The 14,518-nt window shown below is 73.7% G+C and carries 13 protein-coding genes; 6 read left to right on the forward strand and 7 right to left on the reverse strand.

The genetic code is table 11. The features are described from left to right. Nucleotides 1-20: 20 nt before the first annotated feature. The 3 genes from AS857_RS08820 to AS857_RS08830 are packed head-to-tail and all read right to left on the reverse strand — an operon-like array spanning nt 21 to nt 3,135. Nucleotides 21-1,865, reverse strand: a complete 1,845-nt coding sequence (locus tag AS857_RS08820) for an aminotransferase class I/II-fold pyridoxal phosphate-dependent enzyme (protein ID WP_058042571.1) — start codon at nt 1,863-1,865, stop codon at nt 21-23. Continuing rightward, nucleotides 1,862-2,125 carry an acyl carrier protein gene (locus AS857_RS08825; RefSeq protein WP_058042572.1) on the reverse strand — a complete coding sequence of 88 codons (264 nt, stop codon included), beginning with the start codon at nt 2,123-2,125 and terminating at the stop codon, nt 1,862-1,864. Before AS857_RS08825 ends, AS857_RS08820 begins: the two co-directional genes overlap by 4 nt. 14 nt (nt 2,126-2,139) lie before the next feature. Next, nucleotides 2,140-3,135, reverse strand: coding sequence for a beta-ketoacyl-ACP synthase III (locus AS857_RS08830; protein ID WP_058042573.1), 996 nt, complete (start codon nt 3,133-3,135; stop codon nt 2,140-2,142). A 294-nt stretch (nt 3,136-3,429) separates the two neighbouring features. On the opposite strand from AS857_RS08830, the gene AS857_RS08835 reads away from it, so the two are divergent. The 6 genes from AS857_RS08835 to AS857_RS08860 all read left to right on the forward strand — a co-directional run bounded on the left by AS857_RS08835 (nt 3,430) and on the right by AS857_RS08860 (nt 8,972). Further along, nucleotides 3,430-3,675 carry an acyl carrier protein gene (locus AS857_RS08835; protein ID WP_058042574.1) on the forward strand — a complete coding sequence of 82 codons (246 nt, stop codon included), beginning with the start codon at nt 3,430-3,432 and terminating at the stop codon, nt 3,673-3,675. Further along, nucleotides 3,672-4,898 carry a beta-ketoacyl-[acyl-carrier-protein] synthase family protein gene (locus AS857_RS08840; RefSeq protein WP_058042575.1) on the forward strand — a complete coding sequence of 409 codons (1,227 nt, stop codon included), beginning with the start codon at nt 3,672-3,674 and terminating at the stop codon, nt 4,896-4,898. The genes AS857_RS08835 and AS857_RS08840 overlap by 4 nt, the downstream gene beginning before the upstream one ends. A 132-nt stretch (nt 4,899-5,030) precedes the next feature. After that, complete coding sequence (locus tag AS857_RS08845) at nt 5,031-5,921, forward strand: DUF6206 family protein (protein WP_058042576.1); 891 nt, start codon at nt 5,031-5,033, stop codon at nt 5,919-5,921. Beyond that, complete coding sequence (locus AS857_RS08850) at nt 5,908-6,714, forward strand: 4'-phosphopantetheinyl transferase family protein (protein ID WP_058042577.1); 807 nt, start codon at nt 5,908-5,910, stop codon at nt 6,712-6,714. Before AS857_RS08845 ends, AS857_RS08850 begins: the two co-directional genes overlap by 14 nt. Before the next feature lie 11 nt (nt 6,715-6,725). Further along, nucleotides 6,726-7,910, forward strand: a complete 1,185-nt coding sequence (locus AS857_RS08855) for a nitroreductase family protein (protein ID WP_058042578.1) — start codon at nt 6,726-6,728, stop codon at nt 7,908-7,910. A gap of 399 nt (nt 7,911-8,309) precedes the next feature. Continuing rightward, nucleotides 8,310-8,972: a response regulator transcription factor gene (locus tag AS857_RS08860; protein ID WP_058042579.1), complete on the forward strand. Its 663-nt coding sequence runs from the start codon at nt 8,310-8,312 to the stop codon at nt 8,970-8,972. Between the two features lie 21 nt (nt 8,973-8,993). On the opposite strand, the gene AS857_RS08865 is transcribed toward AS857_RS08860, so the two are convergent. From AS857_RS08865 to AS857_RS08880, 4 genes are all read right to left on the reverse strand, one after another. Further along, entirely contained in the window at nt 8,994-9,311 is a 318-nt protein-coding gene (locus AS857_RS08865) for a RedY protein (RefSeq protein WP_338058262.1), read from the reverse strand. Nucleotides 9,312-9,393: 82 nt separating this feature from the next. Continuing rightward, nucleotides 9,394-10,557, reverse strand: a complete 1,164-nt coding sequence (gene redW, locus AS857_RS08870) for an L-prolyl-[peptidyl-carrier protein] dehydrogenase (protein ID WP_058042581.1) — start codon at nt 10,555-10,557, stop codon at nt 9,394-9,396. Further along, complete coding sequence (locus AS857_RS08875) at nt 10,554-13,397, reverse strand: beta-ketoacyl [acyl carrier protein] synthase domain-containing protein (RefSeq protein WP_079110185.1); 2,844 nt, start codon at nt 13,395-13,397, stop codon at nt 10,554-10,556. The genes redW and AS857_RS08875 overlap by 4 nt, the downstream gene beginning before the upstream one ends. 141 nt (nt 13,398-13,538) lie before the next feature. Then, entirely contained in the window at nt 13,539-14,324 is a 786-nt protein-coding gene (locus AS857_RS08880) for an AfsR/SARP family transcriptional regulator (protein ID WP_245699708.1), read from the reverse strand. Nucleotides 14,325-14,518 lie beyond the last annotated feature (194 nt).

Below are 14,518 nucleotides of genomic sequence, written 5' to 3' on the forward strand. Positions count from 1 at the left end.
GGTGGTGTGCACTTCCTCGCTCACTCGGATCGCGGCAGGACGCCGGTCTCCGTCGCGGACTCGATGAAGATCTCCGTCGCGAGCTCCAGGTCCTGCGGCGTGTGCTCGCATGTGACGCTGACCCGCAGGCGGGCGTCGCCGAGCGGTACGCCCGGGTAGACCACGGTCTGGCAGAACAGGCCGCGCGCCCGCACGGCGCGTCCCATCTCCATGGCCTTGCGCTCGTCCCCGATGACGATGGGGAGGATGGCGCTCTCGGTCCGCTCCAGGTCGAACCCGGCCTTGCGCAGCCGGTCGCGGAGCGCGTGGATGTTGGCCCAGAGCCGCTTGACGCGCCCGGGCTCGGACTCGATGACGTCCAGCGAGGCGATCAGCCCGGCCGCGACGCCCGCGGGGATGTTGGCGGCGAACACGTAGGAGTTGGAGTAGTAGCGCAGGTACTCGACGACCTCCTCCTCGCCGACGACGAAGCCGCCCATGCCGGCGAGGGCCTTGCTCATGGTGCCCAGTTCGAGGTCGACCTCGCCCTTGAGCCCGAAGTGCTCGGCCGTGCCCGAGCCGCGCGCGCCCAGCACGCCCGTCGCGTGGGCGTCGTCGATCATCACGCGGGCGCCGTAGGTCTTCGCCAGCCGGACGATCTCCGGCAGGTCGCAGACGTCGCCGTGCATGCTGAAGACGCCGTCGGCGACGATCAGCGTGCCGCCGCCCGTGCTGCCCTGCTCCGCCCCGCGGCGCAGCACCTGCTCCAGATCCTGCATGTCGTTGTGCCGGTAGATCCTGCGCACGCCGCCCGACAGCCTGCTGCCGTCGACGATGCTCATGTGGTTGAGCTTGTCGACGACGAGCGTGTCGTAGCTCTTGACCAGGCCCGAGATGGCGCCGAGGTTCGCCGCGTAGCCGCCGGGGTAGACGATGGCGGCCGGGCGCTGCTTGAAGGCGGCCAGGCGCCGCTCCAGCTCCTTGTGCAGCATGTTGGTGCCGCCGATGAAGCGGGAGCCGGTGTGGGTGGCGCCGTAGGCGCGGGTGGCCTCGCACACCGCCTCGACGACCTTGGGGTGATTGGCGAGCCCCAGGTAGTTGTTCGAGGCGAACATGAGGAACTCGCGCTCGCGGCCCTCCAGTTCGTCGTAGATGACGGCCCGGTTCTCGCAGCGGGAGACCAGCGGCATGCCGTACCAGTACAGCCGCTCCTCCTCGCGCCGGCGCCGGTAGGCGCCGAAGCCACGGGCCTTGGCGAAGAGGTCGGGGTCGCGCTGCTCGACGAAGTCCTTCATCGAGCGGTCGTCCCAGGAGCCGTCCCCGGCGCGCCCGGCCGCTCCGGCCGGCGCCGTCAGGGCGGCGAGCTCGGCGGCCAGGCCGCGCAGGGTCTGCGCGGTGACCGCGCCCACCGCGGTCTCCGGCAGGCCCAGCTCCTGCGCGGCCTCGGCGACCAGCGAGGTGAGGATGACCGAGTCGATGCCGAGCTCGCTCTCGAAGTCCGCGTCGAGGGCCAGCTGGCTGCGCTGGTACTGCGTCTGCCGCACGGCGGCGGCCAGCACCGCCTCCAGGACGGCGTCCGCGCCCTCCGCCTCCGCCGGTGCCCCGGCCTCCTCCGCGCCCGGGGGCACGCCCAGCGCGCCCTCCACCCGGGCGACGAGCTCGCGGATCGTGGTGATGTCGCCGGGCAGCCGCCCCTCGATGCCGAACTGCTCGCCGACCGACACCAGGATCGACTCCAGGATGACGGAGTCGATGCCGAGGTCGCCCTCGAAGTGGCTGTCGGGCAGCAGCTGGGACTCGTCGTAGAGCGTCCGCTCGGCGACGATCCCCACGACCTTCCGGTGGATGCGCACGGTCTCCTGCGGTCCGTCCATGAGGTGTGTCATGCGGTCGTCGCTCCTTCCCCTGCCTGCAGCCGGCCGACCAGGGCCGAGATCGCGTTGACGGAACGGAAGTTCGCCGGCGATATCTGCCGCAGCGGAACGGTGACGCGGAACTCCTGCTGCAGGTAATGGACCAGGTCGAAGACGCCCGCCGAGTCGATGATGTTCAGCTCGTCGATGGGCGTGTCCGGCTCCAGCCCGCCGGCGTCGCCGTCCATCCAGACCTCGACGATGTAATCGGTGATCAGTTTCTGAGGGGTCATCGCTTTCCTTGCCGTCAGTCGCGGTCGAGGGCGGGCCAGGTGAGCACCGTCGCCCCCCAGGTGAGGCCGCCGCCGAAGGCGGTGAGCAGCACCCGGGCCCCGGGCCGGAGCGTCCCTCCGGCGTGGGCGTGGTCGAGGGCCAGGGGGATGGAGGCCGCGGCCGTGTTGCCGACCTCGGCGATGTTCCCGGCGCAGCGCTCCTGCGGGATGCCCAGCTCGTCGGCCAGGCGGGCGGTGATTCTGTGGTTGGCCTGGTGGCTGACGAGGTGGTCGACGTCGCTCACCCGCCACCCGGCGCGGTCCAGAACGGTGCGCGCCGAGTGCCCCATGCGCTGCACGGCGAGCCGGAAGACCTGCTTGCCCTGCATCGTGAAGTAGTGGTCCTCCTCGCGCGGCGCGTGCGGGCGCCGCTCGGAGCCGCCCGCCGGCACCGTGATCAGCTCCAGGCCCTCGCCGTCGCTGCCGAGGTCGAAGGGGCCGAGCGCGCCGGTCTCGCCCTCCGTGCCGGGCCGCAGGACCAGGGCCCCGGCCCCGTCCCCGAAGATCACCGCGGTGGAGCGGTCGGCCGGGTTGAGGATCCGGGAGAACGTCTCCGCGCCGATGACCAGGACCCCGTCGGAGGCGCCGCACGCGATGAGGCCCGCCGCGGTCGCCAGGGCGTAGACGAAGCCGGAGCACACCGCGGCGACGTCGTAGGCCGCGACGTGGCCGAGGCCCAGCTTGCCCGCCACGGTGGGCGCGGTCGCCGGGCACGGCCGGTCCGGCGTGGTGGTCGCCACGACCACGGTGTCGACCGGCCGCCCGCCCGCGGACTTCAGCGCCTTGGCGCCGGCCCCCGCGGCCAGGTCGGAGGTCGCCATGGAGTCCGGGGCGAAGTAGCGCTGCCGGATGCCGGTCCGGGAGCGGATCCACTCGTCGGAGGTGTCGAGCGCCGCCACCAGTTCGTCGTTGGTGACGGGCACCGGTGGCAGCGCGCTGCCCACTCCGGCCACGACGGCCGCCCGCGTCACCGGGCACCGCCCCGGCGCCGGGGCCCGTGCTCGGCCCTCCGGAAAGATGTGCGGCTGGGACGGAAGCAAACCACGCGAGCGCTCCTCCGATGCGGACAGCCGGACGGCTCCGGCGTGCCGAGTCTGCTCACCCGGGCTGACCGGACGCTGACGGATGGCTGACCCGGTCCGGGGTCAGCCATCCGTCAGCCCCCCGTCAGCGCGGCCGTCCAGACTTGCCGCACACCGGGCCGGACGGCGTGCCGCAAAAGGCCCGGTGAGGCACCCGACCCCACGGGAAAGGCGGACCGCACCATGAGCCCTGTCTACGACAAGCTGGTGGACCTGCTTGTCGACCGCTTCGCGGTGGACCGCGCGGCCATCGGCCCGGACGTGACCTTCGAGGAACTGGAGATGGACTCGCTGTTCCTCGTCGAGCTGCTGCTCGTCATCGAGTCCGAGTTCCAGGTGAAGATCGGCGAGGAGGCCGCCGCGCCGACCGACACCATTGCCACGGTGGTGAAGGTGATCGCGAACGAGATCGCGGCCGCGGCGCCGTGAGCGCCGCGGCACCGGTCGCCGTCACCGGCCTCGGGCTGGTCACCGCGGCCGGCATCGGCACCGAGGCGACCTGGGACGGCGTGTGCGCGGGCGTCTCCGCGGCCACCCGCAACCCCGCCCTGGAAGGGCTTCCGGTGGACATCTCGTGCACCGTCCCCGGACTGGACCCCGCCCGGCACGTCGGCCGCCGCAGCGCCCTGATGCACGACCGCTTCACGCAGCTGGCGATCGTCGCCGCGCGCGAGGCGGTGGCCGACGCCGGGCTCGACCCCGCGCAGTGGGACGGCGCGCGCGTCGGCGTGGTCGTGGGCTGCGGGCTCGGGGGCGTGAGCACCTGGGAGGAACAGCACCGCCGGATGCTGGAGCACGGCCCGGCGAAGGTCTCCGCGCTCCTCGTCCCCATGCTGGTCCCCAACATGGCCGCCGGGAACCTGGCCATCGACCTCGGCGCCACCGGCCCCAACTTCGTGACCGCCACGGCCTGTTCCTCCGGGGCCACCGCCATCGGCACCGCGGCCCAGCTGCTGCGCGAGGGCGCCTGCGACATCGTCGTCACCGGCGGCGCGGAGGCCGGCGTCAGCCCGCTGATGGTCACCGGCTTCGCGCAGATGGGCGCGCTCTCGCGGAGGCTGGACGAACCGGCCGCCGCCTCGCGGCCCTTCGACGCCGGCCGCGACGGCTTCGTCATCGGCGAGGGCAGCGGCATCCTCGTACTGGAGCGGGAGGCCGACGCGCGCGCCCGCGGCGCCCGGGTCCGCTCGCTCCTCGCGGGCTACGGGGCCTCCGCCGACGCCCACCACCTCACCGCGCCCGAACCGGAGGGCCGGGCCGTCCTCGCGGCCGTCCGCGCGGCCCTGGAGCAGGCCGGCACCGCCCCCGGCGACATCGGCCACGTCAACGCCCACGGCACCTCGACCCGCCTCAACGACGCCGTCGAGGCGGCCACCTTGCGCACGGCGCTCGGCGACGGCGCCGCCGTCACCTCCACCAAGGGAGTGCTCGGGCACACCCTCGGCGCCGCGGGCGCCATCGAGGCCGCGCTCACCGTCCTCGCCGTCGAACGCTCGCTCGTCCCGCCGACCGCCAATCTCGAACAGCTGGACCCGGCCGTCGAACTGGACGTCGTCGCGGGCGGCCCCCGCAAGACGGCCCTCGACGCGGCGCTGTCCACGTCGTTCGGATTCGGGGGGCAGAACGCGGCGCTCGTCTTCGTCGCGGCGTGATGCCGTTCCGGCGGATCCCGGGCACGTGGCGGCGCCGGCCGGGACGGATTCCGCCGGACCCCGCCGCAGTGGTGACCCGCCGTTGCGGCGGGACGAACACCTCAGCAGACCGGAAGCAGGTGACCCCGTCCCATGACGTTCACCGTCCCGGAGGACGACCTCCGGGAACTCGAACAGCAGGTCCAGCACGCGCTCGCCGCAGGCGACCCCCGCGGGCTGACCGTCCTCGGCTACGGCGAGGTCACCCTCGTCCTCGCCCTGGAGACCGCACGCGGCGCCTTCGCCTGCAAGCGGCTGCCCGTCTTCGACGGACGCAAGCGCTTCGAGGCCTACGGGCGCACCCTCGACCGGTACATCGAACGCCTGCGCGCCGCCGGCATCCACGTCGCCGAGACCCGGCTGTGGCACACCGAGCTGCCCTCGGGCCGGATCGTCGGCTACTGCGTCCAGCGGACCCTGCCCGTCAAACGGCTCGTCCCCCACCTCCTGCACAGCGAGGGCGACGCCTGGGCCGGGGACTTCTTCACCCGCTTCCTCGACCGCGTGCACGGCTGCGTCTCCCCGATCCTCGGCCTGGACGCCCAGGCGTCCAACTGGATCGACCTCGACGGCGAACTCGTCTACCTCGACGTCACCTCGCCCCTCATGCGCGACGCCCGCGGCCGCGAACGCCTCGACGTCCGGCTCTTCTTCACCTCATTGCCCTGGCTCCTGCGCGACCCCGTCCGCATCGCGATGTCCAAGTCCATCTTCGACAAGTTCTACACACCGCGCGGCGTCGTCCTCGACTTCCTCGGCAACCTCCACAAGGAGAAGCTGGCCGGCCTGATCCCCGGCTTCCTCGAACAGGCCAACGCCCGCATCACGCCCGCCCTCACCGCCGAGGAGGTCGCCAAGTACTACAAGGGCGACGCCTCGATGTGGGAGCTCATCCAGCGGCTGCGCAAGGCCGACCGCGCCTGGCACCTCAAGGTGCGCCACCGCCCCTACCCCTTCCTGCTGCCGCCCGATGTCGACCGCTGACACCCTCGCCGCGCCCCCGCGGCCCCGTCCGGGCGGCCTCGCCGGGGAGACGCTGGCCCTCGACCCCGCGCGCCCGCTGCACCTGGCCCGGCCCGCCGAGCAGCTCACCGCCGCCGTCGTGTCCATCGCCTGGCTGCGCGCCCAGGGCGACGCCGTACGCGCCGCGCTGGAGGCCCGCCACCTGACCGACGACGAGGCCGCCCACGCGGCGGGCCTGCGCCTGCCCAAGCGGCGCTACGAGTGGCTCGCCGGCCGCCTCGCCGTCAAGCACGGTGTCCTCGCCCACGGCCGACGCCACTGGGGCCGGACCGGGCGCACCCGCGACATCCGGGTCGGCGCCGTCGCCCACGGGCTGCGGGCCGGCAAACCCGTCGTCAACGCCCCCGTCGACGTGGGCCTGTCCCACTCCGGCGACTTCGCCATCGCCGTGTGCGGGCCGCGCCCCGTCGGCGTCGACCTGGAGCACCAGCGCCGCATGCCGCCGATGCTCACCTCGCTCCTGACCGCCGGCGACGACCGGGCCGCGGCCTGCGCCGACCCCGACCGCCGCCGCCTCGCCGGCATGCCCCTGCCGCTGCGCTGGGCCTGCAAGGAGGCCGTCCTCAAGCACTTCGGCTTCGGCCTGCGCATCGACCCCCGCGAGGTCGCCCTGCACGCCTGGCACGACGACCACACCTACACGTGGCGGCCCGGGCCCGACCTCCTGCGCCACGCGCCCTCGGCGGGCGACGGCCGCCTGCACAGCTGGGCCCGGCGGATCGACGGCTACTTCCTCGCCCTGGTATGGACGTGATGAACGGACCCATGACACCGACCACTTCTCGTGCCCCCGGCCTCGGCGCGCCCTTCCCCGAGGCCCTGCGGCACGCCACCGGCATCGCCGCCCTCAGCCCCTCGTCGCACAACTGCCAGCCCTGGGCGCTCGCCCGGCTGGAGAGCCGGCCGGCGCGCCGGGCCGCGGCCGACCTGCTCGGCTGCCCGGACGACGGCACCCACGTCTACCTCGCCCTCGCCGTCGACCGCCGGCGCAGCCTCACGGCCCTGCCCGCCCACCTGCTGGAGATGCGGCTGAGCTGCGCCGCCTACTGGCGGATGCTCTCCCGGGCGCTGGCCGCCCAGGGCTGGGCGCTCGTACGGGAGCGGGCGCACGAGAGCGGGGGCGACGGGGGAGGGGGGCCCGGCGCCGACTCCCGGCTGCCCGGCGGCCCGTGGCCCCGGGACTGGTCGCTGCTGTGGACGGCGGCGCTGCGCCGGACCGGGGAGGCCGCCGAGAGCCTGACCGCCCTGTCGGACGCGGCCCGCGCCCGGCACACCAACCGCGGCCCGTACGACGAGCGGCCCCTCGACCCGGAGCTCCTCGGTGCCCTCGCGCGCCACCCGCCCACCGGGGGACCCGCGACGGAGATCCGTCACCTGACGGGACGTCATGAACGCGATGCCTTCGCCGACTTCCTCGCCCGTCACGGAGGGATCGATTTCAGCCACGCGGCGGCGTGGCGGGAAACCCACTCGTACATCCGCTGGAGCCCGGCGGCGGTGCGCGCCCACGGCGACGGCTTCCCCGTGACCCAGCTTTTCGGGCCAATGTCGGCCCGGCAGCGGCTCGCGAAGCGGATCGCCCTGTCCCCGCCGGTGATGAAATTCCTGTGCCGCTTCGGTTATGACCGGTCGCTCGCCGGAGGCCTGGCCGCCGGGGTCCGCCGCACTCCCGCCGTCGTGCTGATGAACTTCGCGGAGGAAGCCCCCGGGGTGGCCGACGCCTTCCGGGGCGGCGCGCGCATCGCCGACTACTGGCTGCACGCGGCCACCGCGGGGCTGGCCCTGCACCCCCTGAGCGTCGTCATGCAGCACGACCCCCTGCGGGCGATGCTCCAGGAGCAACTGGGCCTTTCCGGCAGGCTCTTCTTCGTCAGCCGTGTCGGCCGGCCCCGTACGGCCTTCCCTCCGGCACCCCGGAGCGCCGGAGCGGCGGATCACCGCACGGTCTGAAAGGGCCTGCTCCGCACTCCGGACCACGTGGCGCAGCAGGGGACAATCCGGGCCGGCCGGCCCGTCCGCGGGCCTGCCGGAAAAGCAGCGGAACATTCCGGCCAGGCCCGGAACCCGTACGCCGCGCGGTCGGGGATACTGCTCCTTGCCGCCGCCTTTACCGTGACATATTTCCCGCCAAAACCTGGCGGGACGCCCGGCCGTCAGTTGCCGCTGGCGTACAGTCGGGTGAGACGTTCAGGGGGATGCCGTGGCCACGGAGATGACGTCAATGAGCCGTCGAACCGCCGGCGGGGGGACTTGGGCGGTCTTCACCCCCACAACCCCGTCGGCCACAATAGCGCCTGCTCCCCGAAGTGACTCCGTTCGGAACCGTTCCGTTAACTGGAAGCAGGCTCGATGAGTATGCGCATACTGCTGTGCTGCGACAAGCTCATCCTAGGCGCGGGTATGCAGGCACTGCTGGGCCAGCACGGCCTGGAAGCACACACGAAAACGTCCGTGCGCAGCACGGTGGCGGCCGCCAAGGAGATGACTCCGGATGCCATTGTCGTCGTGGCCCCGGCACTGAGCATCGACGACACCAGTGAACTCGCCGAACTCTCCCGGATGGCCAAGGTCATCCTCCTCGCCCGGCCCGACACGACCCCCAGGGCCTTCGAGGCCCTGCGCATCGGCGTGCGGGCCGTGCTCTCCCTGGAGGATCCGCCCGAGGAGCTGATCCGCATGATCAAGACGGTCATCGAGGTCGACGCCATGGTCGCCCCGCTGACCGCCCGCAAGGCCCTCGACCAGCTCCGCACCGAGCAGCCCCCGGCCCCCGCACCGCCGCCGGCCGGCTCCCTGACCCCGCGCGAGGCCGAGGTGATGCTGCTGCTCGCGCAGGGCCGGTCCAATGCGGAGATCGCCGAGAAGCTCTCCATCTCCAACACGACCGTCCGCTCCCACGTCCACCACGTCCTGCGCAAGCTGGACGCGGGGACCCGCGCCCGCGCGGTGGCCATCGCCTACGAGACGGGGCTGATAGACGCCATGGAACGGCAGGCGCAGGGCCGCCTCTGAAGGCCCGCCGCGCGGAGCCCGTCAGCCCGCCGCGACCCGGTATCCGGGCTCCACGCGGACTCCGCTCATTTCGTCCACGACCTCGGCCATTCCCTCGAAATCGGCGACCAGCCGGCCGAAGGCGTCGCTTGTCGTGTCCCGTTCGAAATCGGCCCGGCTGCTCACCCCGATGACTTCGAAGAAGTGAACGGGAGCCGCCGGGTCCGCGGATACCCGCTGCACGCTGAATGACAGCACGCTCGGAAGTTCCGGGCAGGTGGCGTAGTCCGTTTCCTTGACCCATGTTTCGAAATGGGCGGGAGTGACGTTCGGGCGGAGCCGAATTCGGTGCACAATCATGTCCACGACGCCGGAAATCCCCTCTGGATTCTCTTGTGGTTCATTGCAGGAAGCCGGTTCGGTATCGGTGGCCGGTACACCGTCAGCGGCGCTTCCGGGAACGGCGTCCGCCCAGGCCCAGCGCCCGGGCCGCATTGTTCTTCTGGATCTCGTTCGTGCCGGAGAAGATGCGGGAGGGAAGGGCGTCCCGCAGAAACGTCTCGGCCTCGCCGCCGAGGATCCCGAGGGCGCCGCGCAACTGCACGGCGTCCAGCCCGAGCTGCACCGCCGCCTCGCTCACCGCGACCTTGGCCAGGGCGGGCGCGACCTCGTCGTCGCTGCCCGCGGCCAGCCCGCACGCGGCCTTGTACAGCAGCAGCCGGGCCGACTCCAGGCGGATCGTCATGTCGACGATGCGGTGGCTGACGGCCTGGAAGCCGCCGATGGCCGAGCCGAACTGCTCCCGCTCCCGGGCGTAGTCCACCGTCGACTCCAGCACGCGCCGCATCGCCCCGACGTAGGTGGCGAACAGGCAGGTGCGCTCCCACTTCATCGAGGACGAGAAGATGCTCGCCCCGGCGCCCTCCTCGCCGAGCACGTTCGCCGTCGGCACCACGCAGTCCGCGAGGTGCACGTCGGCCATCGGCGAGCCCTGCAGGCCGACCTTGTCGTAGCGCGGGCCCACGGTCAGGCCGGGCGTGTCCGCCTCCACGACGAAGGTGGTGAGGCCGAAGAAGCCGCCGCCGGGCGACGTCGCCGCCTGCAGGACGAACACGTCGGCGACGGGGGAGTTGGTGGTGAAGCACTTGCTGCCGTTGATGACGTACGCGTCGTCCTTCCGCACGGCGCGCGTCTGCAGGTTCAGGGCGTCGGACCCGGCGTGCGGCTCGGTGATGGCGTGCGCCGCGATCGCCTCGCCCGAGGCGAGCGGCGGCAGCCAGCGCTGCTTCTGCTCCTCGGTGCCGAACTCGGTGACCGGCATGACGGCGGCGAACAGGTGCGCGGCGACGGAGAAGGCGAAGCCCTGGTCGGCACAGCCGTAGCCGAGGGCCTCCATCAGCGCCGCGGTGGTGACGGCGTCGAGGCCGCTGCCGCCGTACGCGGCGGGCACGCTCGCGCCCACGATGCCCTGCTTCCCCGCGAGCCGCCAGCGGCGCCGGAACTCCTCCGGGTCGTGCGCCGCCGTGCCGTCGCCGAGGTCGCGCCGGGCGAAGCGCACGACCATGTCGCACATCTCCGCGGTCTCGGTGTCGAAGTCGAAGTTCATCGTGGCCCGTCCAGGTGTTCCTCGATCAGCACGTGATAGTTGATGCCGCCGGTGCCGAAGGAGCTCACGCCCGCTCGGCGCGGCCGGCCGGGGGCGGACTCCCAGGGCGCCGTCCCGGTGGAGACGCGCGCGGGGATGCGGTCCAGGTCCAGCTCCGGGTTGACGGCGGTCAGGCCCGCGTTGGCCGGCAGCACCCCGGTCCGCAGGGCGTGGAGCGCCCGCAGCAGCCCGGCGGCGCCGGCGGCCGCGAAGGTGTGGCCGAAGAACGACTTGGCGGAGCCGATCTCCAGCGGGCGCCGCCGGTGCGGGCTCGCGTACACCCGCGCCGCCGCGGCGATCTCGACCCGGTCGCCGACGCGGGTGCCGGTGCCGTGTGCCTCCAGGTAGCCGACGTCCGCCGGGTCGAACCCCGCCTGCCCGAAGGCCTGGCGCATGGCCCGCACCTGGCCGTCCGCGTCCGGCGCGATCAGGGACTTCGCGTCGTTGGACGCCCCGATCCCGCGCAGCAGCCCGTGGATCGCGTCCCCGTCGCGCCGCGCGTCCGCGTAGCGCTTGAGCAGGAAGAGCGCGCAGCCGTCCCCCGGGGTGAAGCCGTCGGCCGCGGTGTCGAAGGGGGTGATGCGCTCGTGCGACAGCAGCCCCAGGGCCGAGCACAGCACCATGTCGCGGGCGTTGCAGGGCAGTTCGACGCCGCCCGCCAGCGCGTAGTCCACGCTGCCGGAGCGCAGCCGGCCCACCGCCACGTCCAGCGCCGCGAGCGACGACGCGCAGGCCGCCTCGACCCCCAGCGGCACGGCGTCCAGGCCGTACTCGTTGGCGATCACCGCGGCGACGCCCCCCGCGAGGGAGCCGTCGAGGTCCTCCGGACCGCCCGGGGCCGGGTCTGCGGCGTAGCGCTCGCGGACCAGGTCGAGCAGGGTGGCCACCCCGGTCGCGTCCAGGTGCCCGAGCGCCGCGAGCCCGCCGACGGCCGCCTCGACCTCGCCCAGGGCCAGGCCGGCCGCCGTGCGCCGCTCCCGGGACAGGCTGAGGTTGGTGCCCATCGCGACCAGGCCCCGGCCGGCTGGCCGCGCGGCCGTGCCCCCGGACCCCGCCCGCCCGCGGCGGGCCAGGAGCTCGCCGGCCACGCACAGGGCCACCCGCTGCGCGGCGTCCATGACCGCGTAGCGGTGCGGCGGGATGCGCAGCCCCTCCGGGGGCGCCGCGGGCACCTCCACCGGTGAGCCCAGGTCGGTGTAGCTGTGGGTCAGGCTCAGCTTGCCCGGCCGGTGGTAGAGCTCCCGGTCGAGCAGGGAATCCGGCAGCGGTCCGATCCGGTCCCGCCCGGCGAGCATGGCGGCCCAGAAGGCGTCGGCGTCGGGAGCGTCGCCGAACCGGCCCCCGAAGCCCACGATCGCGACGGGCTCCGGTGCGGCGGAGGCGCGCGCGGTGCGCGGCCGGGCCGGTGCGGGCGCCGTGCCGGCCGTCTCGTGCTCCTCCAGGACCAGGTGGCAGAGCGTGCCCGTCAGCGAGGCGCCGCTGACGGAGGCGCGGCGCGGTTCCCCGCCCGGCGCCGGGGCCCACTTCTGCGGCTCCGCCAGCGTGCGGAAGGGCGCGGCAGAGAGGTCCTGCGCCGCCCCGGGCGCCTGCGGCAGCCGGGCCGGGAGCCGCTGGTGGTACAGCGCCAGCGCCGCCTTGGTGACGCCGGCCAGACCGGCGTTGGCGAAGGTGTGCCCCAGCCGGTCGCGCACGCTGCCCACCACCACGGAGCCCGGCTCCGCGTCCGCGAACACCGAAGCCAGCGCGGCGAGTTCGGCGGCCGTCTCGCGCGGCACGCCGGAGGCGCCGCACTCCACGTAGCCGACCGTGCCCGGGGAGGCGCCGCACTCCCGGAGGGCGGCCCGGGCCGCCTCCGCGCGCCGCTCCACGGACGTGGAGTAGCGGAAGACGCCCGGGCGCCCCTGGTGGTGCACCGCGCACCCGCGGACCGTCGCGTAGATGCGGTCCCCGTCGCGGACCGCGGACGACAGCCGTTTGAGCAGCAGTGCCCCCACGCCCTCCCCGAGCGCGAAGCCGTCGCCGTCCGGGGCGAAGGGCCGGGTGCGCGGCGCGACGAGGCCCTTGGCCGCGAGCGCCGCCCGCAGGTACGGGCCCTCCTCGCGCTGACCGGTCACCACCAGCACGGCCTCCGACAGCCCGCCGCGCAGGCTGTCGAGGGCGTGCGCGATCGCCAGGAACGACGTCGCGTCGGCCGACTCCATGGCCAGGGTGCGGCCCCGGAGCTTGAACGCGCTCGCGATCCGGGCGGGGATGGTGCTCGCCATCTCCCCGACCCGGTCGTGCGGCGAGGCGCCCAGGCGCCGCACCAGGTCCGTGCGCAGCTCGTCGGCTGCCTGCGCGGCCGTACGGGCCGAGCCGCCGAACTCCGGTGCGGACACGGCCCGTTCGAGCTCTCTGGCGTACCGGCTGCCCTCGACGCGCAGCGCGTTGGCGTACTGCCGGTCCAGGCCGGAACACACCCCGGCCACCACGTCCGTACGCTCGGCCTGCAGCGTCCGGTCGCCGGCCTTGGCGTCCTCCAGGCACTCGCGGGCCGCCTCCAGCATCAGCAGCTGCATGCGCGTGAGCGCCCCGGCCTGCGCGGGCGGTATGCCGAACCGCGCGACGTCGACCTCGATGCCGGCGAGCGTCGGTGCCGGGCCGGCCCCGGGCGCCGGCGGGGGCTCGGTCAGGGCCCTCCAGTACGCGTCGGCACCCCGGATGCCGGGGTAGAGCGCCGCGATGCCGACGATCGCGACGGGTTCGTCCTGCGGTGTGCGCGCGGTGCCGGCGGCACCGCGCGCGTCGAACTCGGAGTGCATGCGGGATGGCTCCAGTTGTCTCGGTGCTGCCGGGTCCGGCAACCTCTCTCCGCCGCCGCGGTGCGGGGCCACGACACCGGCTTCCGGTGCCGAAGCGGGCTGCGGCACCGTGGGGTGCGGTCGAGCCCCGCCCGCAGGGCGCTACGCGCTCGTCGCGAGCGGCTCGCGCCGCCCGTTCCACAGCGCGCCCGGCTGTGCCAGCGCCGGATCCTGGGCGAGGATCTCGGCGTGGCGGCGCTGCAGCCCGGCACCCGGCTGGATGCCCAGCTGCTCGTCCAGCCGCTTGCGGGTCAGGCGGAAGCGCTCCAGTGCCTCGCTCTGCCGCCCGGACCGGTACAGCGCCAGCATCAGCAGCTCGCAGAACCGCTCGTGCAGCGGGTGCTGCGCGACGAGCTGCTGCAGCTCGGCGATCACCTGGGTGTTGTGGCCGAGCACCAGGCGGGCGCTCACCAGGTCCTCCCACGCGGTCAGCCGGCGCTCCTCGAAGAGGGTCGCGGCGCTCGCGCACCGCAGCCCCTCCCCGGCGTCGAACAGGGCCGGGCCGCGCCACAGCCGCAGACCGGTTTCCAGCAGCCTCGCCGCCCGCTCGGGGTCGGTGGTCAGCGCGGCTCCGCCGCGGGAGGCGAGATCGAGAAATCTGTTGGCGTCGACGCACTCCGCGGGCACGTCCAGCAAGTAGCCGTTCGGGACGGCGCGCAGGACGGTCGTGCGGTGCATCGGAGTGTGTGCCTCGAGTACTTTGCGCACCCTGGTGGCCTGGGCCTGCAGGGCGTTGCGGGGATTGCCGAGGGTGGAACCGCACCACAGCTCGTCGACGAGCTCCATGTGCGATACCGCCCGACCCGCCCGGAGGGCGAGGGTGGCGAGCATGGAACGGACCTTGCTGGCCCGAATGTCGCTGCTCCTCTCCGCAACGCTGACGCGCACCGGACCGAGTATTTCAATTTGCACGAATTTCCCCCCACAGCGGTTTCCGCCGGAGATCAGAACAGGAGCTTGGACAGCTTTTCCCCCTTTCGGCGCCCAATCCTTGCAACGTGGAACAACCGGCGTCATCCATCCCCCGGCCCCTTTCCGCCCTCAACGGATGGCGGAGCCGGGCGGGCGCCTCGAACGTTCAT

Origin of the sequence: Streptomyces roseifaciens (assembly GCF_001445655.1) — a bacterium.
In the GTDB taxonomy this organism is placed as follows: Bacteria; Actinomycetota; Actinomycetes; order Streptomycetales; family Streptomycetaceae; genus Streptomyces; species Streptomyces aureoversilis.

Bases quoted from the DNA above. Each gene is read 5' to 3' on its own strand.
- AS857_RS08820 (WP_058042571.1), bottom strand. From the start codon at position 1,865: ATGACACACCTCATGGACGGACCGCAGGAGACCGTGCGCATCCACCGG.
- AS857_RS08825 (WP_058042572.1), bottom strand. From the start codon at position 2,125: ATGACCCCTCAGAAACTGATCACCGATTACATCGTCGAGGTCTGGATG.
- AS857_RS08835 (WP_058042574.1), top strand. From the start codon at position 3,430: ATGAGCCCTGTCTACGACAAGCTGGTGGACCTGCTTGTCGACCGCTTC.
- AS857_RS08845 (WP_058042576.1), top strand. From the start codon at position 5,031: ATGACGTTCACCGTCCCGGAGGACGACCTCCGGGAACTCGAACAGCAG.
- AS857_RS08850 (WP_058042577.1), top strand. From the start codon at position 5,908: ATGTCGACCGCTGACACCCTCGCCGCGCCCCCGCGGCCCCGTCCGGGC.
- AS857_RS08855 (WP_058042578.1), top strand. From the start codon at position 6,726: ATGACACCGACCACTTCTCGTGCCCCCGGCCTCGGCGCGCCCTTCCCC.
- AS857_RS08860 (WP_058042579.1), top strand. From the start codon at position 8,310: ATGAGTATGCGCATACTGCTGTGCTGCGACAAGCTCATCCTAGGCGCG.
- AS857_RS08865 (WP_338058262.1), bottom strand. From the start codon at position 9,311: ATGATTGTGCACCGAATTCGGCTCCGCCCGAACGTCACTCCCGCCCAT.
- redW (WP_058042581.1), bottom strand. From the start codon at position 10,557: ATGAACTTCGACTTCGACACCGAGACCGCGGAGATGTGCGACATGGTC.
- AS857_RS08875 (WP_079110185.1), bottom strand. From the start codon at position 13,397: ATGCACTCCGAGTTCGACGCGCGCGGTGCCGCCGGCACCGCGCGCACA.